Here is a 25,856-nt window from a genome sequence, read left to right as displayed (position 1 = left end):
CGGCCCGTCAGTCCGCGGACGCCGTCCAGCCGGTGGCCGTCAGCCGTGCGGCGTCGGCCGGGCGGGACTCGTCGTACAGCACCCGGTGCGACCTCTCGACCCGCAGCCCGTCGACGTACGCGCCCCGGCCCACATAGAGCCGGTCGGTGGTGTAGCGCCAGCGCACCCGCAGGGCCGGGTCGGCGGGCAGCGGCGCGGTCAGCCGGTGCCAGGCCCGGCCGGACCAGCCGGAGACGGTGCCGGCCGGGTGCTCCTCGGCCCCGTCGCCCTTGCGCGTGGTCGTGAAGGGCAGCGGCTCCCAGGTGGCGCCCTCGTCCGTGGACGCCTCCAGCGCGAGGACGTCCGCCGCCGGCTCGGTGTCCCACCACACCGCGCAGCGCAGCCGGGCGCCGCCGCGCGAGGTGTCGAGGGCGGGCAGCGCGAGCGTGGCGGTCGTCGCGCCGGCCATCCCCGAGAACCAGGCGGTGCGTCCGTGGGCCGGGCGCACCGGGACCGCGCGCGCCATGTTGTTCGCCGCGGCCACCCGGGGCGCCGACCCGGACCGCCAACTGCGCACAGGATGCACGGAGTTGCCGAGCACGACGAGGAAGGAGTCCGTCGTCGGGTCGAGGACCAGCGAGGTACCGGTGAACCCGGTGTGACCGGCCGTGCGCGGGGTGGCCATGGCGCCCATGTACCAGTGCTGGTAGAGCTCGAAGCCGAGGCCGTGCTCGTCGCCGGGGAACGCGGTGTTGAAGTCCGTGAACATCAGCTCCACCGAGTCCGGCTCCAGGACGCGTGCCCGGCCGTAGGAGCCGCCGTTGAGCAGGGTCCGGCCGAGGATCGCGAGGTCCCAGGCGGTGGAGAACACCCCGGCATGGCCCGCGACGCCGCCGAGGCTGAAGGCGTTCTCGTCGTGCACCTCGCCCCACACCAGTCCCCGGTCCAGGCCGGACCACGGTCTGCGGGCGACCTCGGTGGCCGCGATGCGCGGCTTCCAGGAGGCGGGCGGGTTGTAGCGGGTGTGGCGCATGCCGAGCGGGCCGGTGATCTCGTCGTGGAGCAGGGTGTCGAGGGTGCGGCCGGTGATCTTCTCCAGGACGAGCTGGAGGGAGATCAGGTTGAGGTCGGAGTACAGATACGTGCTGCCCGGCGCGTTGAGCGGCGCCTCGTCCCAGATGAGCTGGAGCTTCCCCTCGTGGGTGGGCGCGCCGTAGAGCGGGATCCAGGCCCGGAACCCCGAGGTGTGGGTGAGGAGCTGACGGATCGTGATGTCCTGCTTGCCGGCCCGCCCGAACTCCGGGAGGTGGGACGCGACCGTCGCCTCCAGGCCGAGCTCGCCGCGCTCGATCTGCTGGACGGCGAGGATCGAGGTGAACAGCTTGGAGACCGAGGCCAGGTCGAAGACGGTGTCCTCGGCCATCGGTATCAGCTGGTCGGCGGGGAACTCCACGCCCGTGTCGGTCTTGTCGTCGTAGTCCTGGTAGCGCACCGCCATGCCGATGGGCTCGTGCAGGGCGACGGTGTCGCCGCGCCCGGCCAGCAGGACCGCGCCCGCGTACCAGGGGTGCTGCGGCGACGGGCCGAGGAACGTCTCGGCGTCGGTGACGAGCCGGCGCAGCGCGGAGGAGAGAAGGCCGGCGCGCTCCGCGGAGCCGTGCCGCAGGGTGCCGGCCTGGCCGGTCGCCGCGGCCGCGGGCACCGCCGGGAGAGGGGCGAGCGCGAGGGCGCCGCCCAGGGCCATGACCCCCCTGCCGAGTTGACGTCGCGTCAGGCCCGCTTTGTCGTCCGTCACCGAGGTCCTCCCACCGTTCCGGCTGAAAGTATCTTTCGTGATCGTCGTGCCGGGTGAAACTTTCCTGTCAGGAGTGGGTCCTGTCAACGGTGCGGCCCGGAACAATGATCTGACGATGTGTCAGAAAAGGTCTTCCGTCGTCCGGGTGACTGCGGCATCCTGCGCCCATGCAGACGGAGCTGAGCACCACCCTGGGAGTCGAGCACGCCGTCTTCGGCTTCACGCCGTTCCCCGCCGTCGCCGCGGCCATCAGCCGGGCCGGCGGCTTCGGGGTGCTCGGCGCGGTCCGCTACACGGCCCCGGACGACCTCGCCCACGACCTCGACTGGATCGACGCCCACGTCGGCGGGCTGCCCTACGGCCTCGACGTCGTGATGCCCGCACGGAAGGTCGAGGGCGTCAGCGAGGCCGACGTCGAGGCGATGATCCCGCCCGGGCACCGGCAGTTCGTGCAGGACACCCTCGCCAAGTACGGGGTGCCCGACCTGCCCGCCGGGGAGGCCGCAGGCTGGCGCATCACCGGCTGGATGGAACAGGTCGCCCGCGCCCAGCTCGACGTCGCCTTCGACCACCCCATCCGGCTGCTCGCCAACGCCCTCGGCTCCCCGCCCCCGGACATCGTCGCCCGCGCCCACGACCGGGGCGTGCTCGTCGCCGCCCTCGCGGGCAGCGCCCGCCACGCCCGCAAGCACAAGGACGCCGGCATCGACATCGTCGTCGCACAGGGCTACGAGGCGGGCGGCCACACCGGAGAGATCGCCTCCATGGTGCTCACCCCGGAGGTCGTGGCCGAGGTCCACCCGCTGCCCGTCCTCGCGGCCGGAGGCATCGGCAGCGGAGAGCAGGTGTGCGCCGCGCTCAGTCTCGGCGCACAGGGTGTGTGGCTGGGCTCTATGTGGCTCACCACCACCGAGGCGGATCTGCACTCGCCCGCCCTCACCCGCAAGCTCCTCGCGGCCACGTCCTCCGACACGGTCCGCTCCCGCGCCCTCACCGGTAAACCCGCCCGTCAGCTGCGCACCGAGTGGACCGACGCCTGGGACGGCGCGGACAGCCCCGGCCCGCTGCCCATGCCCCTCCAGGGACTCCTCGTCGCCGAGGCCGTCTCCCGCATCCAGCGGTACGAGGTGGAACCGCTCCTCGGCACCCCGGTCGGGCAGATCGTCGGCCGGATGACCGCCGAACGCAGCGTCCAGGAGGTCTTCGACGACCTCACCCGCGGCTTCGAACGGGCCGTCGACCGCATCAACCGCATCGCCGGAAGGAGCGACCGATGACCAGTGCCTCCACCGCACCCGCCGGGAACACGGCACCCGTCGGCTTCTGGGCCCAGGCCACCGCCGCACCCGACCGCACCGTCCTCGTCACCCCCGACGGCGAGCGGTGGGCCGCCGGCCGGCTGCACGCCGACGCCAACCGCCTCGTGCACGGCCTGCGGGCCGCCGGACTGGAACGCGGCGACGCCTTCGCCGTCGTCCTCCCCAACTCCGTCGAATTCCTCACCGCCTATCTGGCGGCCGGGCAGGCCGGCTTCTACCTCGTGCCCGTCAACCACCATCTCGTCGGCCCCGAGATCGCCTGGATCGTCGCCGACTCCGGCGCCAAGGTGCTCATCGCACACGAGCGCTACGCGGCCGCCGCACGCCAGGCCGCCGACGAGGCGGGCCTCCCACCGGCCCACCGCTACTCCGTCGGCACCGCCGAGGGCCTCCGGCCGTACCGCGAACTCCTCGACGGGCAACCGGAGTCGCCGCCCGCCGACCGCACCCTCGGCTGGGTCATGAACTACACCTCCGGCACCACCGGCCGACCCCGCGGCATCCGCCGCCCGCTGTCCGGCAAGGCCCCCGAGGAGGCCTATCTGGGCGGCTTCCTCGGCATCTTCGGCATCCGGCCGTCCTTCGACGACGTCCACCTCGTGTGCTCGCCGCTCTACCACACCGCGGTGCTCCAGTTCGCGGGCGCGTCCCTGCACATCGGCCACCGGCTGGTGCTGATGGACAAGTGGACCCCGGAGGACATGCTCCGCGCCATCGACACCCACCGCTGCACCCACACCCATATGGTGCCGACCCAGTTCCACCGGCTGCTCGCCCTGCCCGAGGAGACCCGGGCCCGCTACGACGTCTCCTCCATGCGGCACGCCCTGCACGGCGCCGCGCCCTGCCCCGAGCACGTCAAACGGGCGATGCTCGACTGGTGGGGGCCGTGCGTCGAGGAGTACTACGCCGCCAGCGAGGGCGGCGGGACGTTCGCGACCGCCGAGGACTGGCTGAAGAAACCCGGAACGGTCGGCAGGGCCTGGCCGATCAGCGAGGTCGCCGTCCTCGACGACGAGGGCGACCGGCTCCCGCCCGGCGAACTAGGCACCGTCTACCTGCGGATGGACACCGGCGGCTTCAGCTACCACAAGGACGAGGCCAAGACGCGCGCCAACCGCGTCGGCGACCTCTTCACCGTCGGAGACCTCGGCTACCTCGACGAGGAGGGCTATCTCTTCCTCCGCGACCGCAAGATCGACATGATCATCTCGGGCGGGGTCAACATCTACCCCGCCGAGATCGAGTCCGTGCTGCTCTCGCATCCCGCGGTCGCCGACGCCGCCGCCTTCGGCATCCCGCACGACGACTGGGGCGAGGAGGTCAAGGCCGTCGTCGAGCCGGCCCCCGGCCACGAACCCGGCCCCGCCCTCGCGGACGCCGTCCTCGCCCACTGCGCCGAACGGCTCGCCGGCTACAAGCGGCCCCGCAGCGTCGACTTCGTCCCCGAGATGCCGCGGGACCCCAACGGCAAGCTGTACAAACGGCGGTTGCGCGACCCGTACTGGCAGGGCCGGACCCGGCCCATGTAAGTGGCCCATACCCGTGTGAGAGGCCCGTCCAAGACGGCACGGCCCCGCCCCGCGCCCGTCGAGGATGCGCGGCGGGGCCGTGACCGCTCAGCGCTCGCGCACCCGCACGATCCGCAGCGCGGGCGACGCCAGGACGTCCTTCTCGCAGAACCGCGCCGTCACCCACTTCTCACCCGAGAACAGCCGGGTCTGGTCGCTGAAGTGCGGCGACCTCGAGTTGGAGGACTGCGCGTACGTCAGCAGCGTCCGCGCCACCGGGCAGCGGCTGCCGTCCCAGCCGACCGCCTGGATGTGGCTGGAGCCGGTCGTCACCTCCGGGTAGCCGCCCTGCGCGGCATTCCACACCGGCTCCACCTTGTTCCACACCCCGAGCTGCTCGGTGCCGCCCGGAACGGCGATGCGCTGCCCGTTCCGTACGACGAACTGGTGCTCGCCCAGCCGGGAGTCCAGCGCGATGCCCGCCGCCCTCAGCTCGGCCACCGCGTCCGCGAGCGCCCTCGCGAACCCGGGCGCGCCGGTGTTGAGAGTGTTCGGGGTGCGCACCGGGTCCGCCGCCGAGAACGGCACCTTCCACCGCTCGGCCGCCGGAACCGACGCGTTGAACTTCCGCCAGAACCGGTCGAACAGCAGGGCCCCACGGCTGCCGGTGTCCATGGTGCGGTCCCACGCCGCGAGCACCCGGCAGGCCGCCGACACGTCGACCGCCTTGCCGTCGCTGCCCGTCGTCGTCCCGCCCGGCAGCCCGGCGCACGCCGTCGCCACGTCGTCCGCCGCCAGATCGGCGACGGGCACCCGGTTCGCGAACTGCTGCCGCTCCAGGTCCCGTACGGTCAGCGAGCCCTCGCGCGCCATCGCCGCAACGTCCTCGACGGCACCGCGCGTGCGCGGCGAACGCTGGGTGCCGACCGTGCCGAAGATCCGCTCGTACCCGGTCAGCGGCCGGTCGGCGTTGGTGAGCCAGGCGCTGTCGTTGGAGTTCTCCACGTACGGCGCGTCCTTCAGTGTCGGCATGCGCGCCGGCCCGAACGTCCCCGGCTGCACGGCGTCGGCATCCCGGCCGAGCGCGCAGTCACCGCGCGAACCGTCGAGGACGGCGAGGCCCGCCGCCGGATACGTGGCCTTGCCCAGCGGCGTGGAGCAGCGCGCCGCCAGGTCGTCGGTGATCCGGGGCAGCACCTGCGACTGGCTGAACAGCGAGTGCCCCGAGGAGTCGGCGGCGATGGTGTTCACCCACGGCAGACCCTGGTGCCGGGACAGCGACTTCAGCACGTCGGCCGTGCTGCGGGCCTTGCTGAAGCCGAGCGAGGTGTCGGCGAACCGCATGTTCGCGGCGTTCGGGTCGTGCAGCGCGAACGCCGTGGTCGCCGTCCAGGGCAGCGGCGGGTTGCCGCCCGGGTCGGCGACGACGGGCCCGTACCGGGTCCACCACTGGGTGCGGGTCACCGGGGCACCGCCCTTGACCGCGACCGTCACGGTCCGCTTCTTCATCCGTTCCCGCCGGCCGTCCACGAGATAGACGGTCGGGTCGGCCGGATCCAGCGTCAGCTGGTGCAGATTGAACGGGACACCGGTCGACACGGTGTGGCTCCACGCCACATGGGCGTTGTACCCGATGGAGATCGTCGGCGAGCCGAGCAACGACCCACCCGCGACGTTCAGTTCACCGGGAATCGTCTGCTGCGCCTGCCAGAAGCGGCGGCCGCCCTGCCACGGGTAGTGCGGGTTGCCCAGCAGCAGACCGCGGCCGTTCGCCGTGGTGTCGCCCCGGAACGCCACCGCGTTCGACCCCATCGCGGCGTCGGCGGTCCGCTGCCGTACGGCCCGGATCACCGCGTCCGCGTCGGGTGCGGTGCTCCCGGAGCGGGCGGCGGAACCGGTCGGGGGCTGCGCGGCCGTGATGTCGTCCACGGATCCGCCCTGGCCGCCGAGCACCGCGAACGCGTAGAAGCGCGCGGCCACGTCCAGCGTCGTCACGGGCCGCACCCAGTCGTCCCCCTCGCAGGCCGGGTCGGTGACGCGGTTCTGCTTCAGCCACGCGTTGTACCCGGAGGCGAAACCGCGCAGCAGATCCGAGACCTGGCGGCTCGGCCCGAGCGGCGCGGGCCGTGCGAGCAGCTTCTCGACGGTCCGCGACTGCCGTACACCGCGGAAGTACAGATCGCTGGAGAGGTTCGTCCGCGCGGACGACAGCGAGAAGTCGGTCGCCGCGTCCGGCCCGAGGAACCGGGAGCGCTCGCCGCGCACGGTCAGGAAGCCGTCGGCGAGGACGCACACCTGGTCGGCGGCCTGCGCCCAACCGGTGCCGAAGCCAAGCGACTTGTAGTCCTCGGCGACGATATGGGGGATGCCGTACTCGGTGTAGCGGATCTCGGCCGACAGCCTGCCGTGCGAAGGACGGTCGTGACGGTCCGGCCGATCGGCCGCGGCGGCCGGCAGGGCCGCGGTGGCGGTGAACAGGACGGTGGCCGCGGCGGCCAGTCGTCTCAGGCGGGTGGTGCGCATCGTGCCTCCCGACGTCGTTGAGGGAAGGAGCGGTTGAGCGTACCTACTGGTCGGTGCGGTTGACCCCCCGGATGCTTGACCTGCCCCGGCGGCGCACCGAGGATCATGAGTCATGACGCAGGGACAGGGCAGCACGGTTGACGGGGTGCTGCGGCGCAGCGCCCGCCGCACTCCGGCACGCACCGCCGTGGAGTACGGCGACCGCTCATGGACGTACGCCGAACTCGACGACGCCGTCTCACGCGCGGCGACCGTCCTGATCGGCCAGGGTCTCGAACCCGGCGACCGGGTCGGCGCCTACGGCCACAACTCGGACGCCTATCTGATCGGCTTCCTCGCCTGCGCCCGCGCGGGCCTCGTCCACGTCCCGGTCAACCAGAACCTGACCGGCGACGACCTCGCCTACCTCGTACGGCAGTCCGGCAGCGCGCTGGTCCTCGCCGACCCCGATCTGGCCGGCCGGCTGCCCGAGGGCACCCGGTCGCTGGCCCTGCGGGACGCCGACGACTCCCTCCTCGCCCGGCTCACCGACGCGGAACCCCACGACGGTCCCGAGCCGCGCACCGAGGATCTTGTCCAGCTCCTCTACACGTCCGGGACGACGGCCCTGCCCAAGGGCGCGATGATGACGCACCGCGCGCTCGTCCACGAGTATCTGAGCGCCATCACCGCGCTCGACCTCAGCGCGGGCGACCGGCCCGTGCACTCCCTGCCGCTGTACCACTCGGCGCAGATGCACGTCTTCCTGCTGCCCTACCTCGCCGTCGGCGCCACCAACATCATCCTCGACGCCCCGGACGGCGACCGGCTCCTGGACCTGATCGAGGCCGGCCGGGTGGACAGCCTGTTCGCCCCGCCCACGGTGTGGATCGCCCTCGCGGGCCGTCCCGACTTCGCCGACCGCGATCTGAGCGGGCTGCGCAAGGCGTACTACGGCGCCTCGATCATGCCGGTGCCCGTCCTGGAGCGGCTGCGCGAACGACTCCCGAAGCTCGGCTTCTACAACTGCTTCGGGCAGAGCGAGATCGGCCCGCTCGCCACCGTCCTCGCCCCGGACGAGCACAAGGGCCGGATGGACTCCTGCGGCAGGCCCGTGCTGTTCGTGGACGCGCGTGTGGTCGACGAGGACGGCAAGGACGTCCCCGACGGCACGCCCGGCGAGATCGTGTACCGCTCCCCGCAGCTGTGCGAGGGCTACTGGGACAAGCCCGAGGAGACCGCCGCGGCCTTCCGGGACGGCTGGTTCCGCTCCGGCGACCTCGCGGTGCGCGACGCGCACGGCTACTTCACGATCGTCGACCGGGTGAAGGACGTCATCAACTCCGGAGGCGTCCTGGTCGCCTCACGGCAGGTCGAGGACGCCCTCTACACCCATGAGGGCGTCGCCGAGGTCGCCGTGATCGGACTGCCGGACGACCGGTGGATCGAGGCGGTCACCGCGGTCGTCGTCCCGCGCGGCGAGGTCACCGAGGCGGAGCTGATCGAGCACGCGCGCGAGAAGCTCGCCCACTTCAAGGCCCCGAAGCGGGTCGTGTTCGTGGACGGGCTCCCGCGCAACGCCAGCGGCAAGATCCTCAAGCGCGAACTGCGCGACCGGTTCGCGCGGTCCTAGTCACTGCTTGGGGCGCAGATCGACGATGCGGCGGATCTTGCCGACCGAGCGCTCCAGTGACTCCGGCTCGACGATCTCCACGGTGACCGACACCCCGATGCCGTCCTTCACGGCCGCCGCGATCGACCGCGCGGCGGCGTCCCGGGCCTGCGGCGACGCGTCCGGACGGGCCTCGGCGCGCACGGTCAGCGCGTCCATCCGGCCCTCCCGGCTCAGCCGCAGCTGGAAGTGGGGCGCCACGCCAGGCGTGCGCAGCACGATCTCCTCGACCTGCGTCGGGAACAGATTGACGCCCCGCAGGATGACCATGTCGTCGCTGCGCCCGGTGATCTTCTCCATCCGCCGGAACACCCGTGCCGTGCCCGGCAGGAGCCGGGTCAGATCCCGGGTGCGGTACCGGATGATCGGCATGGCCTCCTTGGTGAGCGAGGTGAAGACCAGCTCGCCCTCCTCGCCGTCGGGCACCGGCTCACCGGTGAGCGGGTCGACGATCTCGGGGAAGAAGTGGTCCTCCCACACATGGAGCCCGTCCTTGGTCTCCACGCACTCCTGCGCCACCCCCGGGCCGATGACCTCGGACAGCCCGTATATGTCGACCGCGTCGATCGCGAAGCGCTCCTCGATCTCGCGCCGCATCTGCTCGGTCCACGGCTCGGCCCCGAAGATGCCGACGCGCAGCGAGGTCCCGCGCGGATCGACGCCCTGCCGCTCGAACTCGTCGAGCAGGGTCAGCATGTACGACGGCGTCACCATGATGATCTCGGGCTTGAGGTCCTGGATCAGCTGCACCTGGCGTGCGGTCATACCGCCGGACGCGGGGATGACCGTGCAGCCGAGCCGCTCGGCCCCGTAGTGCGCGCCGAGCCCGCCGGTGAACAGCCCGTAGCCGTACGCCACATGCACCTTGTCGCCGGGCCGGCCGCCCGCCGCCCGGATCGACCGGGCCACCATGTCCGCCCACAGGGAGAGATCGCCGTCGGTGTAGCCGACGACCGTGGGGCGCCCGGTGGTGCCGCTGGAGGCGTGGAGACGGCGGATACGGTCCTGGGGGACCGCGAACATCCCGTACGGGTAGTTCTCCCGCAGGTCGGCCTTGGTCGTGAACGGGAACCGGGCCAGGTCGGCCAGCGATGCGCAGTCCTCGGGCCGGATCCCGGCCTTGTCGAAGGACTCCCGGTAGAACGGCACGTTGTCGTACGCGTGCCGCAGCGAGGTCCGCAGCCGTTCCAGCTGGAGCGCCCGCAGCCCCTCCAGGTCGAGGCGTTCCCCCGCGTCCAGCAGGTCCGTCACTTCCGTCATAGGGAGATCTCCCGCCAACCGTGCCAATCCGGGCGACCGATCATTCGGTCTGGGTCTTCCGGGATCAGTAATTCAGGCGGTGCGTGATCAGGCAAGGGGGTCGAGCGGATTTTTCTCCATGTGAGAACGGGCCGACGGGAGGGACGCCTGGAATCACCTTGCGGGCCGGGGCGCGCCGCGACCATGATCGACCCCATGCCGACCCTGCGCGCCGCCGACGGTACCGAGCTCGCCTACCACCTGCGCGGAGAGGGCGAACCGCTCCTCGTCCTGCCGGGCGGACCGATGCGCGCCTCCGCCTACCTGGGCGACCTCGGCGGGCTGTCCGCCCACCGGCGCCTCGTCCTGCTGGACCTGCGCGGCACCGGCGCGTCCGGGACCCCCGCCGACCCCGCCACCTTCCGCTGCGACCGCCTCGTGGACGACGTCGAACGGGTACGGGAGCACCTGGGGCTGCCCCGCATGGATGTGCTCGGCCACTCCGCGGGCGGCAGCCTCGCCCTGCTGTACGCGGCCCGGCACCCCGAGAGGGTGGCCCGGCTGGCGCTGGTCACCGTGACACCGTGGGTGCTGGGGATGCCGGCCACGGCGGAGGAGCGCCGGGCGGCGGCGCGGTTGCGGGAGGCCGAGCCCTGGTTCGCCGAGGCGTTCCCGCTGTTCGAGAGGTGGCTGAGCGGCGAGGGCGACTTCGACCCCGCGATCGTGCCCTTCTTCTACGGCCGCTGGGACGAAGCCGCCCGGGCGCACGACGCCCGCGCCGACGCCGAGTGCAACGACGAGGCGGCCGACGTCTACTTCTCCGAGGGCGCCTTCGACCCGGCGGCCACCCGGGCGGCCCTGGCCCGGCTGACCGCCCCGGTCCTGGTCCTCGCGGGCGAGGTCGACGGCGGTCCGTGCCCCGACCTGGCCCGCCGGTCCGCCGCCGTCCTCCCGCACGCCGAACCGGTCGTCCAGCCCGGCGCCGGGCACTACCCGTGGCTGGACGACCCGGAGTGGTTCGTCCAGCGGATCACGGCTTTCCTGGACCGTCCGCTCACCGGCCCTTCGGACCCTGCGGACCGTCCGGACCGTACGCCGTCATGAAACGGTCCCTGAAGCGGTCCATGCCCCACTCCGGGGCGTCGTCGGCGGGCTTGAGGCCGGGCGTCCAGTTCCACCCCTCGATCCGCTCCAGGACCTTCGGGTCCCGGGCGACGATCGTGATCGGTACGTCCTTGTCGGTGTCCCCGCCCGTGACCGTCGGGACGGGCTGGTGGTCGCCGAGGAAGACGAGCACCGTGTCGTCGGTGCCGTAGCGCTCGACCCACTCGGTGAGGCTCTGCACCGAGTACTCGATGGCGCGCCGGTACTCGGTGCGCACCCGCTCGGGCTTCTTCCAGACCTGGGTCGGGTCGGTGCCCTCCTTCTCGATCCCGTCGAACACCGAGCCGTCACCGAGCTCGTCCCAGTCGAGCATGCGGGGGATCGGCGACCACGGGTTGTGGCTGGAGGCGAGGATGATCTCCGCCATGATCGGGTCGCGGTCCTTCTTGCCGTGCTCCAGCCGCTGGAACGCCTCCAGGCTGAACTGGTCAGGCACCGGCGACCAGCTGAAGTAGGGGCCCTGGTACCCGAGGTGCTCGGAGTCGTAGATGTGGTCGAGCCCGAAGTACTCGCCCTCGGGCCAGGCTTTGCGGACGCCGGGGACGATGCCGACGGTCCGCCAGGCGCCGGTCTTCTGGAAGTAGCTGGTGAGGGTGGGGCGGTCGCTGGTGGTCAGGGTCCGGTAGCGCTGCTGGTTCTTCACCCACAGCCCGGACAGGAACGTGGAGTGGGCGAGCCAGCTCCCGGCGCCCGTCACCGGCGACTCGAGCCAGCCGCTGCGCGCGGAGAAGCCCGCGGCCTTCAGCCGGGCGTCGCCCTCCCTGAGCGTCGCGTCGATCTTCGGGCCCATCTTCGGATCGTCGATGGCGACCCGGCCGTAGCTCTCGATGAAGGTGAACATGACGTCCTTGCCGCGCAGCCCGGTCAGCAGCTGGTCGGACGGGGTCTTGGCGTAGGCGTCGACGGCGAGCTGCTTCTCGAACACCTCGGCGTCCCCGAGGCCGTCGCGGACGTACTGCACCCGGTTCGACAGGTACTGGGTGTAGCCCTTGGTGGCCAGTGTGAGGCCGCCGCCGGACTGCACTCCCAGGGTGAAGCAGAGGATCCACACGACGCCGAGGACCAGGGCGGTGCGCAGGGCCAGCGGGCGGTGGCGGGCCAGCACGTTCGCCAGCCGCGTCATCGCGAGCGCGCTCAGCACGAGTACGGCCACGGTCGCGACAATGACCCCGATCACCGCGAGCACCTCGCCCGTGCGGCCGAGCGAGTCCTTCAGGAAGTCCGCGGCGTCGGCGAGCAGCACCCAGTCGAAGACCAGGTCGAACGGCCGGGCCAGGGTCTCCCGGAAACCCATGTCGAGGCACTTCAGGACCGCCGTGAGACCGACGAACACGCCCAGGACGGCGGCCGTGATCCGCCGGGCCCGCGACGGCAGGACGGGCAGGACGGCCGCGAGGACGATGGCCTCGACCGGGAGGCGGAGGAACGACTGGACGGTGATCTGGTCGAGCCGGTTGGGCACGAGCAGCACGACGAACACCAGCACGGCGGCCAGCACGGTCGTACCCACCCACACCCCTCGCGCGGTACGCGGGAAACGCCGGCGCCAGCCGAACCAGCCGCGGCGCGTGTCACGGGCGGCGGGTTCCCGTGCTCCGGGCTCCGGGTCCTGTTCCGCTTCGTCCGCCGCCGTCACGTCGGGGTCCGGGCTCCCGTCGGCGTCCGTGTCCGGCAGCTGGCGAGGGGGCGTGAGGTGCGACACCCGTACGTCCTTCCGTGCGGTTTCCCTGCTGGTACGGCGGACCGGGCCCGTGGGCCGGGGCCGCCTCCCATGGCGTACGGCCCGCCGTCATCCATCGTTCAGGCGCGCAGGTCAACCGCGGGCAAAGACTACGCCCTTCCCCGTCCCCGCAGGTCGGCGGACGCCGCCACGTCACGGGCCCACCGGTAGTCCGCCTTGCCGCTCGGCGAGCGCCGGATCGACTCCGTGACGACGAGTTGCCGCGGGATCTTGTACCCCGCGAGATGGGAGCGGCAGTGCGTCTGGATGTCCGCCAGCGTCGGCGCCGCCGCGCCCGTCCGCAACTGGACCACCGCCGCGACATGATGGCCCCACCGAGGGTCCGGCACCCCGGCGACCAGGGCGTCGTACACGTCCGGGTGGGACTTGAGCGCCTGCTCGACCTCCTCCGGGTACACCTTCTCGCCGCCGGTGTTGATGCACTGCGAGCCCCGGCCCAGCACGGTGACGACGCCCTCCTCGTCGACCGTGGCCATGTCGCCCAGCAGCACCCAGCGTTCGCCGTCCTTCTCGAAGAACGTCTCGGCCGATTTCACCGGGTCGTTGTAGTAGCCGAGCGGTACGTGGCCGCATTGCGCGACCCGGCCCACCTCGCCGGCGCCGACCGGTTCGCGGGTCACCGGGTCGACCACCCGGGTCCGGGAGTTGACCTGGATGCGGAAGCCGCGCTCGGGACCGGAGTCCGGCGTCGCCGTCCCGTTGAAGCCGGACTCGGAGGAGCCGAAGTTGTTCAGCAGCAGCGCGTTGGGGACCAGTTCCTGGAACTGCCGGCGCACGGTGTCGGACATGATCGCCCCGGACGACGACACACTGAACAGGGACGAGCAGTCCGTGCCCTTCAGCGGCCCGTTCAGCGCGTCGACCAGGGGCCGCAGCATCGCGTCACCGACCAGGGACACGCTGGTGACCCGCTCCCGCTCGATGGTGTGCAGCACCTCCTCCGGCACGAACCTGCGGTGGATCACCACCCGCTGCCCGAAGCCGAAGCCGATGAACGCCGTCAGCGTGGACGTCCCGTGCATCAGCGGGGCCGTCGGGAAGAACGTGATGCCGTCGCCGCCGGCGGCCACGCGCTCGGCCAGCTCCTCCGGCCTGCCCACCGGCTCACCGGTCGGCGCGCCGCCGCCGAGCCCGGCGAAGAACAGGTCCTCCTGCCGCCACATGACGCCCTTGGGCATCCCGGTGGTGCCGCCCGTGTAGATGATGAACTGGTCGTCGCCCGACCGGGCCGGGAACCCGCGCTCCGGCGACCCGGCGGCCTCCGCGGCCCGGAACGGCACCGCCGGCACGACCGGCGCCCCGGTGGTGCCCGGATCGACCCGGCCGACCCGCACCAGATGCCGCAGCCCGTCGACGCCGGGCAGCGCCGCCGCGACCCGCCCGGTGAACTCGGCGTCGAAGACCAGGGCCGCCAGGTCGGCGTCCCGGTACAGATAGACCAGTTCCTCCTCCACATAGCGGTAGTTGACGTTGACCGGGACGACCCGGGCCTTGAGACAGCCCAGCACCGTCTGCAGATACTCGACGCCGTTGTAGAGGTGGAGCCCCAGATGCTCGCCGGGCCGGACACCGCTGTCGATCAGGTGATGGCCGATCCGGTTGGCGGCCGCGTCCAACTGTGCGTAGGTCAGGCGGCGTTCCGCGCCCGAGCCGGGGTGGTCGAGGTACACGAGCGCCTCACGGCCGGGAACCGCGTCGACGACCGACTCGAACAGGTCGGCAAGGTTGTACTCCACCGTTCCTCCTGACCTCGGCGGGGTCTGGCCATGTGACGGTTCGCCGGTCATCAGAGCAAAGGGCGGCGCGACTGGGAACCCTTCGCGCAAAAGAATCTGACTGCCTGTCAGAAAACCCTTGAACTGCTCCGTCGCCTCCTGCAACCTGTTCTCGTTCTCGACAGACGGGAGACGGCTCATGGGCGGGACGGAACACCTCACCGTGCGGCGCGAGGGCGCCACGCTGGTGCTCACGCTCGACCGGCCCGAGGCGAGGAACGCCCTCTCGCTGCCGATGCTGGTCGGACTCCACGACGGCTGGGCCGAGGCCGACGCCGACGACTCGATCCGCTCGATCGTGCTCACCGGCGCGGGCGGCGCCTTCTGCGCCGGCATGGACCTCAAGGCCCTCGCCGGCGACGGCATGGCGGGGGAGGGGTACCGCGACCGGCTCGAGGCCGACCCCGACCTGCACTGGAAGGCGATGCTGCGCCACCACCGGCCGCGCAAACCGGTGATCGCCGCCGTCGAGGGGTACTGCGTCGCCGGCGGCACCGAGATCCTCCAGGGCACGGACATCCGGGTGGCCGGCGAGTCGGCCGTCCTCGGACTCTTCGAGGTCCGCCGCGGCCTCTTCCCGATCGGCGGCTCCACCGTGCGCCTGCCCCGCCAGATCCCCCGCACCCACGCCCTGGAGATGCTGCTCACCGGACGGCCCTACAGCGCCCGCGAGGCCGCCGCCATCGGCCTGATCGGACACGTCGTGCCCGACGGCACCGCCCTGGAGAAGGCCCTGGAGATCGCAGAACGCGTCAACTCCTGCGCACCGCTCGCCGTCGAGGCCGTGAAGGCGTCCGTGTACGAGACCGCCGAGATGACCGAGACCGACGGCCTCGCCGCCGAACTCAAGCGCGGCTGGCCCGTCTTCGACACCGCCGACGCGAAGGAAGGCGCCCGCGCCTTCGCCGAGAAACGGCCACCCGTCTACAAACGCGCCTAGCGAGGGAGCCACCGTGCCGGACGTCCTGAAAGCCCCCCTGGTCGTCGAGTTCCCCTTCACCCGGTCCCTCGGACCCGTGCAGAGCGCCTTCCTCACCGGCCTGCGCGAACGCGTCGTCCTCGGCGTGCGCACCACCGACGGCCGCACCCTCGTCCCGCCCGCCGAGTACGACCCCGTCACCGCCGAGGAGATCCGCGACCTCGTCGAGGTCGCCCCCACCGGCACGGTCACCACCTGGGCCTGGAACCACGCCCCCCGCCGCGGCCAGCCCCTGGACACCCCCTTCGCCTGGGTCCTCGTACGCCTCGACGGCGCCGACACCGCCCTCCTGCACGCCCTCGACGCCCCCGGCCCCGACGCCGTACGCACCGGCATGCGGGTCCGCGTCCGCTGGGCCGCCGAACGCTCCGGCGCCATCACCGACATCGCCTGCTTCGAGCCGTACGACGGCGGACCCGCCCAACCCGACGGCCACTGCGGCGACTTCGCGGACCCGGTGACCGGGATCGTCGCCCCCGCCCGCCTCGACTACACCTACACACCCGGCCGCGCCCAGACCGCCCACCTCGACGCCCTCGCCGAGCGGCGCATCGTGGGAGAGCGCTGCCCCTCCTGCCGCAAGGTCTACGTCCCGCCCCGCGGCGCCTGCCCCACCTGCGGGGTCGCCACCTCCGAGCGGGTCGAGGTCGGCCCCCGCGGCACCGTCACCACGTTCTGCATCGTCAACATCAAGGCGCGGGGCCTCGACATCGAAGTGCCGTACGTCTACGCCCACATCGCCCTGGACGGCGCCGACCTCGCCCTGCACGGCCGGATCGGCGGCATCCCCTACGACCGGGTGCGCATGGGGCTGCGCGTCGAACCCGTGTGGACCGGGGGCGCCCGCCACCCCGACCACTACCGGCCCACGGGCGAACCCGACGCGGACTACGACACCTACCGGGAGCTGCTGTGAACCGCGAGATCGCCGTCGTCGCCTTCGCCCAGACCGACCACCGGCGCACCAGCGAGGAGCTGTCCGAGGTCGAACTGCTGATGCCCGTCCTGCACGACGTGCTCGCGCGGACCGGACTGCGCACCGCCGACCTCGACTTCGTCTGCTCCGGCTCCAGCGACTACCTGGCGGGCCGCGCCTTCTCCTTCACCCTCGCCCTCGACGGCGTCGGCGCCTGGCCCCCGATCTCCGAGTCCCACGTCGAGATGGACGGCGCCTGGGCGCTCTACGAAGCGTGGACCAAGCTGCGGACGGGCGACGCCGACACCGCCCTCGTCTACGCCTACGGCAAGTCCTCGCCCGGCTCCCTGCGGGACGTCCTCACCCGCCAGCTCGACCCCTACTACGTCGCCCCGCTCTGGCCCGACTCCGTCGCCCTCGCCGCCCTCCAGGCACAGGCGCTGATCGACGCGGGCGACACCGACGAACCCGCACTCGCCGCCGTCGCCGCCCGCAACCGCGAGAACGCCACCGCCAACCCGCACGCGCAGCTCCGCGGCCCGGTCCCGCACGGCGACCACGTCGTACGGCCGCTGCGGCGCGGCGACTGCGCGCCCGTCGGCGACGGGGCCGCCGCCGTCATCCTCGCGGCGGGGGAGCGGGCCCGCGCCCTGACCGAACGCCCCGCCTGGATCCGCGGCATCGACCACCGCGTCGAGGCGCACGGCCTCGGCGTCCGGGACCTCACCGACTCGCCCTCCACCCGGCTCGCCGCCGAACACGCGGGCGCCTTCGAACGGCCCGTCGACACCGCCGAACTGCACGCGCCCTTCACCTCGCAGGAGATCGTCCTGCGCAAGGCGCTGCGGCTCGGCGACGGCGTCCGCGTCAACCCCTCCGGCGGCGCCCTCGCCGCCCACCCCGTCATGGCCGCCGGGCTCATCCGCATCGGCGAGGCCGCCGCCCGCATCCACCGCGGCGCGTCCGACCGGGCGCTCGCGCACGCCACCTCCGGCCCCTGTCTGCAGCAGAACCTGGTCGCCGTACTCGAAGGGGATCCGCGATGAGCAAGGAACCCGTGGCCGTCGTCGGCATCGGCCAGACCCGGCACGTGGCGGCCCGCAGGGACGTCTCGATCGCCGGGCTCGTCCGGGAGGCCGCCCGACGCGCCCTCGACGACGCCGAGTTGACCTGGGCGGACGTCGACGCCGTGGTCATCGGCAAGGCGCCCGACTTCTTCGAGGGCGTGATGATGCCCGAGCTGTACCTCGCCGACGCGCTCGGCGCGGTCGGCAAGCCCATGCTCCGGGTGCACACCGCCGGGTCCGTCGGCGGGTCCACCGCCCTCGTCGCCGCCACCCAGGTGGCCGCCCGCGTCCACCGCACCGTCCTCACCGTCGCCTTCGAGAAGCAGTCCGAGTCCAACGCCATGTGGGGACTGTCCCTGCCCATCCCCTTCCAGCAGCCCCTGCTGGCCGGCGCCGGCGGCTTCTTCGCCCCCCATGTGCGCGCCTACATGCGGCGCAGCGGCGCCCCCGACCACATCGGCGCGCTCGTCGCCTACAAGGACCGCCGCAACGCGCTGAAGAACCCCCACGCACACCTCCACGAGCACGACATCACGCTCGAGAAGGTCCAGGCGTCGCCGATGCTCTGGGACCCGATCCGCTACTCGGAGACCTGCCCCTCCTCCGACGGCGCCTGCGCCATGGTCCTCACCGACCGGGCCGGCGCGGCCCGCTCGCCCCGGCCGGCCGCCTGGCTGCACGGCGGCGCCATGCGCAGCGAACCCACCCTGTTCGCCGGGAAGGACTTCGTCTCGCCCCGCGCCGGCCGCGACTGCGCCGCCGACGTCTACCGGCAGGCCGGCGTCACCGACCCGCGCCGGGACATCGACGCCGTCGAGATGTACGTGCCGTTCTCCTGGTACGAGCCCATGTGGCTGGAGAACCTCGGCTTCGCCGCCGAGGGCGAGGGCTGGAAGCTCACCGAGGCCGGGGTCACCGAACTCGACGGCGATCTGCCCGTCAACATGTCCGGCGGTGTCCTGTCCACCAACCCGATCGGCGCCTCCGGCATGATCCGCTTCGCCGAGGCGGCCCTCCAGGTCCGCGGACAGGCCGGGGAACACCAGGTGGGCGGCGCCCGCCGGGTGCTCGGGCACGCCTACGGCGGGGGCTCGCAGTTCTTCGCGATGTGGCTCGTGGGCTCCGCCCCGCCCGACGCCTGAGCGCATGCCCGGACGCCGGTGCCACCGGCCCGCACAAAGGTCCCCCTCACGTGGCCTGTTGGCACCAGGAACCGGTCGCTAGGCTGGCCGCGGACGACGAACCGGGAGGAGCACGGACGTGGCCGAGAGCACCATCCAGCAGCAGTCGCCGCTCGCGGGCTGGGACAAGCCGGAGCTGGACCTCAGCAACGCGGACTGGCACTCGAGCAGCCGTGGCCTGGGGGATGTCCAGATCGCCTTCGTCGAAGGCTTCATCGCCATGCGCAACGGCGACCGGCCGGAGAGCCCCTCCCTGATCTTCACCCCGGCCGAGTGGGGCGCCTTCGTGTCCGGCGCCAGGGAAGGCGAGTTCGACCTCACCTAGGGGCGGTTCCGGAGCCGTTCCGGGGGTGTCGCGGCCGTTTTTCCGGACACGCGACCTGGACAACCGTGCCCGGGCCGGCGCCTGCGTCAGGCTGGCCCCGGGGCGCGAAGGTCGTACTCCGGAGGTGAGGATCCCATGAGCACCCTGCCGGTCATCGCGGCGGTCGACGGTTCGGACGACAGCCTGGTCGCACTGGACTGGGCGTTCGAGGCCGCGCTTACGCGCGACGCGCCGCTGAGCGTGGTCCACGTCCAGCAGTACCCCGCGTGGGCCCGGCCCGACTCCCTGCCCGTCGGCCGTCCCGAGCCGGAGGACGACACGGTCCTGAACCTCGCGCGCCGCTACCTGGCGGGCCGCGAAGAGGAGCCGACGATCGCGTACCACGCTCTGGAAGGCGCCGTCGGGACGCTGTCCGCGCTCGGCTCGACCGCCCAGCTCCTGGTGCTCGGCTCCCGGGGCCGCGGCGGCTTCGCCAGCCTTCTGCTCGGCTCCACCGGCCTGGCCGCCGCCCGCGACGCCGAATGCCCGGTCGTCGTCGTGCCCAAGCCGGGACGACGGGTCCACGACGGCCCGCCCGTCGAGCCGGGACCCCGCGTCGTCGTCGGACTCCAGGTCGACAGCCCCGACGAGGCCACGCTGTCCTTCGCCTTCGCCGAGGCCGCCCGGCGCGGCGCCCGGCTCCAGGCCGTCGCCGCCTACACCTGGCCGCTGCACCTGTGGACGACGGCCACCGCCCAGATCGTGCAGCCGGGCGAGGACCAGGACGCCGTCGAGGCCGAGACCCGCAGCCTCGCCGAGGGCTTCCTCGCCCCGCACCGGGCCCGCCACCCCGAGGTGCGCGCCGATGCGACCGCGGCCCCCGGCGACGCGGCCGGCGCGCTCGTCGCCGCCAGCCAGGACGCCGCCCTCGTCGTCGTCGGCCGGCACCGCCGCCGCCTGCTGGCCCCGGCCCGCATGATGGGCTCGGTCACCCAGGCGGTCCTGCTGCACGCCGCGAGCCCGGTGGCGGTGGTCCCGCCCGCCCCCGCGGAGGACTGACACACCGGGCGACCGGCCTCCCGCACGCCTCGCCCGCACGACGTGGAACAGGCCCGGCCACGTACCATGGCGGCATGTCGTTCCTCCGCCGCCGCAGCGCCACGCCCGCCGGGCCCGACTTCGACGTACTGGCCATGGACCCGGGCGACTGGCCCGGCAACCTCGGCGCCGGGCTGCTGCCCGCTCCCGACGGCAGCTGCCAGGGCGTCTTCCTGCGCTACGACCTCTTCGGCGGCCGCGGCCCCGCCATGATCATCGGCAATCTGCCCGAGGGCTCCCCGGCCCGCGAGACCGACGAGGGCGAGATCCCGTTCGAGGTGGCGCAGCTGCTGCTGGCCCTGGAGAACGAGGAGGACGTCACCGTCGTCGGCAGCGAGGACGTGCCCGTCATGCAGGGCGACAACCTGCTGATCGTGCGGCGGCTCAAGCTCTCCGAGAGCCGTATCTCCTGCGTGCAGTTCGACCGCAGCGACAACGTCCTGGTGACCATCGCCGCCTGGGACCGCCCGATCACCGACGACCTCTACGCGCTGCTGAAGCCGCTGCCCGCCGAGCTCTTCCAGCAGGGCTGAGCCCGGCGGGGGCGGCCCGTCAGCCGTCCGAGCGCACCACCTTCACATCGGCGGCCCGCACGAACGCCACCCGGTGCCCGTACTGGATCTCGTAGTAGAGGTCCTTGCCCCGCACCACCCGGTGCGAGCCCTCGTCGAAGGTCACCGCGTAGTAGTACTCGCCGGGCACCTTGCCGCCCACCACATACCGCTGCCCGGCCGGAAGCGTGTACGGCAGCGGCGACACCGCCTGCGCCGGCACGTCCGCCGGATACGCGGACGCCTCGGGGTAGGCCCGGCCGTACACCGGCACGCTCTCCGCACCGTCCTTCGGCGTGACCACGTCACCGGCCGCGTGGACGGCCGTCGGCTTCTTCGCCGGGTTCCTGAACCACGCCTTCTGCCCGAGGTACCAGATCGCCGTCCAGTCGCCGTCCCGGCCGGCGACCGCGAACTGCTGCCCGGTCGACACCCGCGACGACAGGTCGTTCACACCCTTGGTGGGGTTCGACCCCAGACCGATGTCCTTGATCAGGGGGTACGACTCACCGGGCCCCGAGTACAGCCGCACCGCGCTGGAACCGTGGGCCGCGCACGGCTCGCCCGCCGTCGTGCAGCCCGTGAACTCGGGCCGGTTCGAGGCGTAGTCGGGGCGGATCGTCACCAGGCCGCCCTTCGCGCCGGCGGTCGGCACCAGAGGCCGGCCGAGCAGCTCGAAGTAGTGCCGCCAGTCCCAGTACGGGCCGGGGTCGGTGTGCATCCCGCCGATCGTCGACGTCGTCGGCCCCGGCACCGTGTCGTGCCCGAGGATGTGCTGCCGGTCCAGCGGGATGCCGTGCTTCTCGGCGAGATAGGAGACCAGCCGCGCCGAGGAGCGGTACATCGCCTCCGTGTACCAGGAGTCCGGCCGGGTCAGGAAGCCCTCGTGCTCCAGGCCGATCGACTTGGCGTTGACGTACCAGTTTCCCGCGTGCCAGGCCACGTCCTTGGCCTTCACATGCTGGGCGATGTGCCCGTCCGTGGACCGCAGGGTGTACTGCCAGGACACATAGGTCGGGTCCTGCACCATGTTCAGGACGCCCTCCCAGGCGCCCTCGGTGTCATGGACGACGATGTACTCGATCTTCTGGTCCTTCGGACGGTTCCCCAGGTCGTGGTTGCCGTAGTCGCCGTCCCCGAACTCCTCGTAGGGCGCCGGGATCCACTCGCAGGACACCGTCGGCGGGCACTCCGTCTGCGCGGCCTTCGCCCGGCGCAGCCCCGCGCCCTTCAGCTGGTCGGTGTCGGGGACGAGACCGGGCCGCGCGGCCAGCTCCACCCGCTGCCCCTCGTCGGTGCGGCGCTCCTGCCCGGTGCGCAGCACCTCGAAGACGTCGTCCGCGTACGCCGCGGCCGTCGCCGAGTCGTCGGCGCCGGAGAACCGGGCCACCGCGCCGTACCAGTCGGCCGGGTCGGAGCTCAGCGGCTCACCCAGCTCCCGTTGCGCGGCCGCCAGCAGTGCGGCGCCGCCCGCCACATTGGCGGCCGGGTCACTGCGCAGACGATCTGCGCTCAGCCCCGTCAGCTCCGCCGCCTTCGGCAGCGTCCTCAGCCGGGCCGGGATCTCGGAGGTCTTCAGCGCCTTCGCCACCGGGGGCGGCGCAGGGCGGGCGCTGTCGCCGCGCGGGTCCTCGGTGCCCTCGCTGTGGTGCGGGGCCGTGTCCGCGAGCGCCGCGCGGGCGTCGGTGAGATGCATCGGGCCGTAGCCCCCGGACACGCTGGGCGCACCGTTGTGCGTCTCCCAGCGGGACTGGAGGTAGGAGACGCCGAGCAGAACGCTCGACGGGACGTGGTACTCGGCGGCGGCCGCGGCGAAGGCCGACTGGAGCCGGTCGCCGGAGTCGGTGCGGGTGCCGGACGGGGCCGCCCCGATGAGGGGCACCAACAGGGCCGCGGTGGCGACGGCGGTGACGGATCCTCGCAAAGCAGCCTCCTGGGACGGTCGTGCGCGCTGAGCCGTGCGGGCCGGGCGAGGTCAGTGGTACCCGCTGTCAGACGATCCGTCAATCATGCCAAGGGCTGGGCGAATACCCATGTCAACCGGGTGTTCCCGGGAGTTTCGCGGGGGCGGGCGCCGGGCCTGCGCGGCGTCAGTGGCCTACCCCAATGACCGGACGCACGAAGGCCCGCGGAACGCCCCCTGATCTTCAGGGCGCGCCGCGGGCCTCAGTCCCCGTCAGCGAGTGCCGACCGCCGCGCGTACGGCCCGGCGGGCCAACTGGCAGTCGTCGTGCAGCCGCCTCAGCAGCAGCCGCTGTTCCTCGCCGGACGGCGCGGCACCCTGATGGGCCGTTCCGGGTGCCGTCGGGGCCGGATCGTGCATCGAACGCTGCACCGCCATCTCGTAGGTGCGGATCTCACGGGTCAGGACCAGCATCAGGTTCACCAGGAAGGCGTCCCGGGAGGCCGGGCCCGCCGACTGGGCGATCTGGCTGATCTGCCGCCGGGCCACCGGCGCGTCCCCGAGCACCGACCACAGCGTCGCCAGGTCGTACCCCGGCAGGTACCAGCCCGCGTGCTCCCAGTCCACCAGCACTGGACCGGCCGGTGAGAGCAGGATGTTCGAGAGCAGTGCGTCGCCGTGGCAGAACTGGCCCATGCCCTGCCGGCCCGCGGAGGTCGCGATGCCGTGCAGCAGCTTCTGCAGATCCCCCATGTCCCGGTCGGTGAGCAGACCCAGATCGTGGTACCGGGAGATCCGCGTCGCGTAGTCCAGCGGGGCGTCGAACGTGCCCGCGGGCGGCCGCCACGCGTTCAGCCGGCAGATCGCGCCGAGTGCCGCTCTGATGTCCGCCCGCGGCGGCGCCTCCACCGGATGCCGCTGGAGTGCCGCCACCCGGCCGGGCATTCGCTCGATGACCAGGGTGCCGTTGTCCGGATCCGCCGCGATCAGTCTCGGCACCCGCACCGGGGGGCGATGCCGGACGAACGAGCGGTATGCCGCTATTTCGTGCCGGATCCGCTCCGCCCACGCGGGGGACTGGTCGAGTAAGCACTTGGCGACCGCCGTACTGCGCCCGGTCGTGCCGACCAGGAGTACGGAGCGTCCGCTGCGGCGCAGCACCTGCACCGGCGCGAACTCCGGACAGATCCGGTGCACCGACGCGATCGCCGCGCGCAGCTGGGCGCCCTGGGGACCGGACAAGTCGAGTCTCCCGCTGAGCGGTTGGGTGCCGAGCCCCGCGGGACGCCGCGGCCGGCCCGCGCCGAGCACGGGAGCGGGCCCCGGACGCGCGGGGTCGAGGTAGGGACCGCCACCCGCCGGGCGGGCACGCAGCGGCCGGGGCGGGGCGGACACGGAGGACGATGCTGCGTACATGGGAGAAACAGATCCCTTCGTGTGCCTGCGACGTCAATGCGCCCTCCCGACCCGGCCGCCGGATACACCCTGGGGAATGTCCCCCGGCGACCGGGTCGGGGTGGCGCGTTCCTACCTGACACCCGTCGCCAGGTGGCACACCATCTGGCGCACCCTGGCGAACCCTGGCGAATAGTCCCGGGGCACCTTTCACCGGGCTACTGTCAACTCAGCCGAGAACCTGGGGGCTTGACGTGAGCGGAGAACCCAACACCCGTCTGTCGGATCTGTTCGGCCTGGCCGGCTGGTCCAAGGGCGAACTCGCGAGACTGGTCAACCGGCAGGCGGCGGCCATGGGCCACCCCCAGCTGGCGACCGACACCTCGCGGGTGCGGCGGTGGATCGACATGGGAGAGATCCCGCGCGATCCGGTGCCGCGGGTGCTGGCGGCCCTGTTCACCGAGCGTCTCGGCCGTGTCGTGACCATCGAGGACCTCGGTCTGGTCCGGCACGGGCGTACGGGGAGACGGCAGGACGCCGGGAGCGTGGAGCATCCCGACGGTGTGCCGTGGGCGCCCGAGCGAACCGCCGCGGTCCTCACCGAATTCACGGGAATGGACCTCATGCTCAACCGACGCGGCTTGGTGGGCGCGGGTGCCGCGCTCGCCGCGGGATCCGCACTCAGCAGCGCCATGCACGACTGGCTGCGCACCGACCCGGCCCTCAGGGCCGAAGCCCCCCAGTTCGACGACCCCTTGCACGCCGACCCCGCCGGGTTCGACCGTTACGAGGCCGCCCCCATCGGATCGCAGGAGATCGAGGAGCTGGAGCGCTCGGTCGAGGTGTTCCGGGCCTGGGACGCCGCCCGTGGCGGCGGACTCCAGCGCAAGGCTGTGGTGGGCCAGTTGAACGAGGTGGGTGGCATGCTCGCCTACCGACACCCCGACCATCTCCAGCGGCGCCTGTGGGGCGTCGCCGCCAACCTCGCCGTCCTCGCGGGCTGGATGTCGCACGACGTCGGCCTGGAGCCCACGGCCCAGAAGTACTTCGTCATCGCCGCCCACGCGGCCCGTGAGGGCGGCGACCGGCCCCGTGCCGGGGAGGCCCTCTCCCGGGCCGCGCGCCAGATGGTGCACCTCGGCCGGCCCGACGACGCGCTCGACCTGATGAAGCTCGCCCAGTCCGGCTCGGGCGACGAGGTCCTGCCGCGCACCAAGGCCATGTTCCACACCATCGAGGCCTGGGCGCAGGCGTCCATGGGCAAGGGCCAGGCCATGCGCCGCACACTGGGGCAGGCCGAGGAGCTCTTCGTCTCCGACAAGAGCGACGTACCGCCGCCCAGCTGGATGCAGACCTTCAAGGACGAGGATCTGTACGGGATGCAGGCCCTGGCGTACCGCACTCTTGCCGAGTTCGAGCCCGGAGCGGCCGCCCACGCCCAGCACTTCGCGGAGAAGGCCCTGGCCCTGCGCGTCGACGGCCGGGAGCGGTCGAAGATCTTCGACCATCTGTCCATGGCGTCCGCCTGCTTCATCGCTGACGACCCCGAACAGGCCGACCGATACGCGCGGCTGGCGCTGATGTCGATGGGCTCCAACTCCTCCGGCCGCACCTGGGACCGGCTCCGGCAGATGTACCGGCTCACCGCCGAGTACTCCAGCTACCCGAAGATCCATGAGCTGCGGGAGGAGATCCGGCTGGCGCTGCCGAAGGCGAGGAAGCCCCAAGACGGCACCGCCCAGGCGTAGCGGCAGAAGCGTCAGCG

Annotated in this window: 19 protein-coding genes; 12 read left to right on the top strand and 7 right to left on the bottom strand. The window is 72.6% G+C overall.

The features are described 5' to 3' along the window. Positions 1–7: 7 nt before the first annotated feature. Positions 8–1,723 (bottom strand): serine hydrolase domain-containing protein, encoded by a 1,716-nt coding sequence (locus tag DC008_RS02775; protein ID WP_108705539.1) that lies wholly within the window; start codon positions 1,721–1,723, stop codon positions 8–10. A 218-nt stretch (positions 1,724–1,941) separates the two neighbouring features. Here DC008_RS02775 and DC008_RS02770 point away from each other — a divergent pair, with 218 nt between their 5' ends. Continuing rightward, positions 1,942–3,051 carry an NAD(P)H-dependent flavin oxidoreductase gene (locus DC008_RS02770; RefSeq protein ID WP_108705538.1) on the top strand — a complete coding sequence of 370 codons (1,110 nt, stop codon included), beginning with the start codon at positions 1,942–1,944 and terminating at the stop codon, positions 3,049–3,051. Continuing rightward, entirely contained in the window at positions 3,048–4,625 is a 1,578-nt protein-coding gene (locus DC008_RS02765) for an acyl-CoA synthetase (protein WP_108705537.1), read from the top strand. The genes DC008_RS02770 and DC008_RS02765 overlap by 4 nt, the downstream gene beginning before the upstream one ends. 87 nt (positions 4,626–4,712) lie before the next feature. On the opposite strand, the gene DC008_RS02760 is transcribed toward DC008_RS02765, so the two are convergent. Further along, complete coding sequence (locus tag DC008_RS02760) at positions 4,713–7,127, bottom strand: penicillin acylase family protein (RefSeq protein ID WP_108705536.1); 2,415 nt, start codon at positions 7,125–7,127, stop codon at positions 4,713–4,715. A 112-nt stretch (positions 7,128–7,239) separates the two neighbouring features. Here DC008_RS02760 and DC008_RS02755 point away from each other — a divergent pair, with 112 nt between their 5' ends. Then, positions 7,240–8,739 carry an acyl-CoA synthetase gene (locus DC008_RS02755; protein WP_108705535.1) on the top strand — a complete coding sequence of 500 codons (1,500 nt, stop codon included), beginning with the start codon at positions 7,240–7,242 and terminating at the stop codon, positions 8,737–8,739. Here the strand turns inward: DC008_RS02755 and paaK are convergent, their stop codons facing one another. After that, positions 8,740–10,038, bottom strand: a complete 1,299-nt coding sequence (gene paaK / locus DC008_RS02750) for a phenylacetate--CoA ligase PaaK (protein ID WP_108705534.1) — start codon at positions 10,036–10,038, stop codon at positions 8,740–8,742. It lies immediately after the preceding gene. A gap of 195 nt (positions 10,039–10,233) precedes the next feature. Here paaK and DC008_RS02745 point away from each other — a divergent pair, with 195 nt between their 5' ends. Next, positions 10,234–11,121: an alpha/beta fold hydrolase gene (locus DC008_RS02745; RefSeq protein WP_108710536.1), complete on the top strand. Its 888-nt coding sequence runs from the start codon at positions 10,234–10,236 to the stop codon at positions 11,119–11,121. On the opposite strand, the gene DC008_RS02740 is transcribed toward DC008_RS02745, so the two are convergent. Beyond that, entirely contained in the window at positions 11,072–12,883 is a 1,812-nt protein-coding gene (locus DC008_RS02740) for an LTA synthase family protein (RefSeq protein WP_108705533.1), read from the bottom strand. The genes DC008_RS02745 and DC008_RS02740 overlap by 50 nt on opposite strands. A 128-nt stretch (positions 12,884–13,011) precedes the next feature. After that, the gene (locus DC008_RS02735; RefSeq protein WP_108705532.1) at positions 13,012–14,658 is read right to left on the bottom strand and encodes an acyl-CoA synthetase; all 1,647 of its coding nucleotides are present in this window, start codon (positions 14,656–14,658) and stop codon (positions 13,012–13,014) included. Between the two features lie 178 nt (positions 14,659–14,836). Between DC008_RS02735 and DC008_RS02730 the strand changes: the two genes are divergently transcribed. The 7 genes from DC008_RS02730 (at position 14,837) to DC008_RS02700 (ending at position 20,775) form a co-directional block, all read left to right on the top strand. Continuing rightward, positions 14,837–15,637: a crotonase/enoyl-CoA hydratase family protein gene (locus DC008_RS02730; RefSeq protein ID WP_108705531.1), complete on the top strand. Its 801-nt coding sequence runs from the start codon at positions 14,837–14,839 to the stop codon at positions 15,635–15,637. A gap of 13 nt (positions 15,638–15,650) precedes the next feature. After that, positions 15,651–16,592, top strand: coding sequence for a Zn-ribbon domain-containing OB-fold protein (locus DC008_RS02725; protein ID WP_108705530.1), 942 nt, complete (start codon positions 15,651–15,653; stop codon positions 16,590–16,592). Continuing rightward, entirely contained in the window at positions 16,589–17,638 is a 1,050-nt protein-coding gene (locus tag DC008_RS02720) for a thiolase domain-containing protein (protein WP_108705529.1), read from the top strand. The genes DC008_RS02725 and DC008_RS02720 overlap by 4 nt, the downstream gene beginning before the upstream one ends. Beyond that, complete coding sequence (locus DC008_RS02715; RefSeq protein ID WP_108705528.1) at positions 17,635–18,801, top strand: thiolase domain-containing protein; 1,167 nt, start codon at positions 17,635–17,637, stop codon at positions 18,799–18,801. The genes DC008_RS02720 and DC008_RS02715 overlap by 4 nt, the downstream gene beginning before the upstream one ends. Positions 18,802–18,919: 118 nt before the next feature. Further along, a complete protein-coding gene (locus DC008_RS02710; protein WP_062669662.1) occupies positions 18,920–19,165 on the top strand; it encodes a DUF397 domain-containing protein in 246 nt (81 codons plus the stop codon). 135 nt (positions 19,166–19,300) lie between these two features. Then, positions 19,301–20,203 (top strand): universal stress protein, encoded by a 903-nt coding sequence (locus tag DC008_RS02705; RefSeq protein ID WP_108705527.1) that lies wholly within the window; start codon positions 19,301–19,303, stop codon positions 20,201–20,203. A gap of 74 nt (positions 20,204–20,277) precedes the next feature. Further along, positions 20,278–20,775 carry a hypothetical protein gene (locus DC008_RS02700; RefSeq protein ID WP_055619707.1) on the top strand — a complete coding sequence of 166 codons (498 nt, stop codon included), beginning with the start codon at positions 20,278–20,280 and terminating at the stop codon, positions 20,773–20,775. Positions 20,776–20,794: 19 nt separating this feature from the next. Here the strand turns inward: DC008_RS02700 and DC008_RS02695 are convergent, their stop codons facing one another. Beyond that, positions 20,795–22,717 carry an N-acetylmuramoyl-L-alanine amidase gene (locus tag DC008_RS02695; RefSeq protein ID WP_108705526.1) on the bottom strand — a complete coding sequence of 641 codons (1,923 nt, stop codon included), beginning with the start codon at positions 22,715–22,717 and terminating at the stop codon, positions 20,795–20,797. A 252-nt stretch (positions 22,718–22,969) separates the two neighbouring features. Beyond that, positions 22,970–24,112, bottom strand: a complete 1,143-nt coding sequence (locus DC008_RS02690) for an aminoglycoside phosphotransferase family protein (RefSeq protein WP_108705525.1) — start codon at positions 24,110–24,112, stop codon at positions 22,970–22,972. A gap of 233 nt (positions 24,113–24,345) precedes the next feature. Between DC008_RS02690 and DC008_RS02685 the strand changes: the two genes are divergently transcribed. Next, complete coding sequence (locus DC008_RS02685; RefSeq protein WP_108705524.1) at positions 24,346–25,839, top strand: DNA-binding protein NsdB; 1,494 nt, start codon at positions 24,346–24,348, stop codon at positions 25,837–25,839. Positions 25,840–25,856 lie beyond the last annotated feature (17 nt).

The sequence above is a fragment of the Streptomyces nigra genome (genome assembly GCF_003074055.1).
Classification (GTDB): domain Bacteria; phylum Actinomycetota; class Actinomycetes; order Streptomycetales; family Streptomycetaceae; genus Streptomyces; species Streptomyces nigra.
This window is presented reverse-complemented; position numbering and strand designations above follow the sequence as displayed.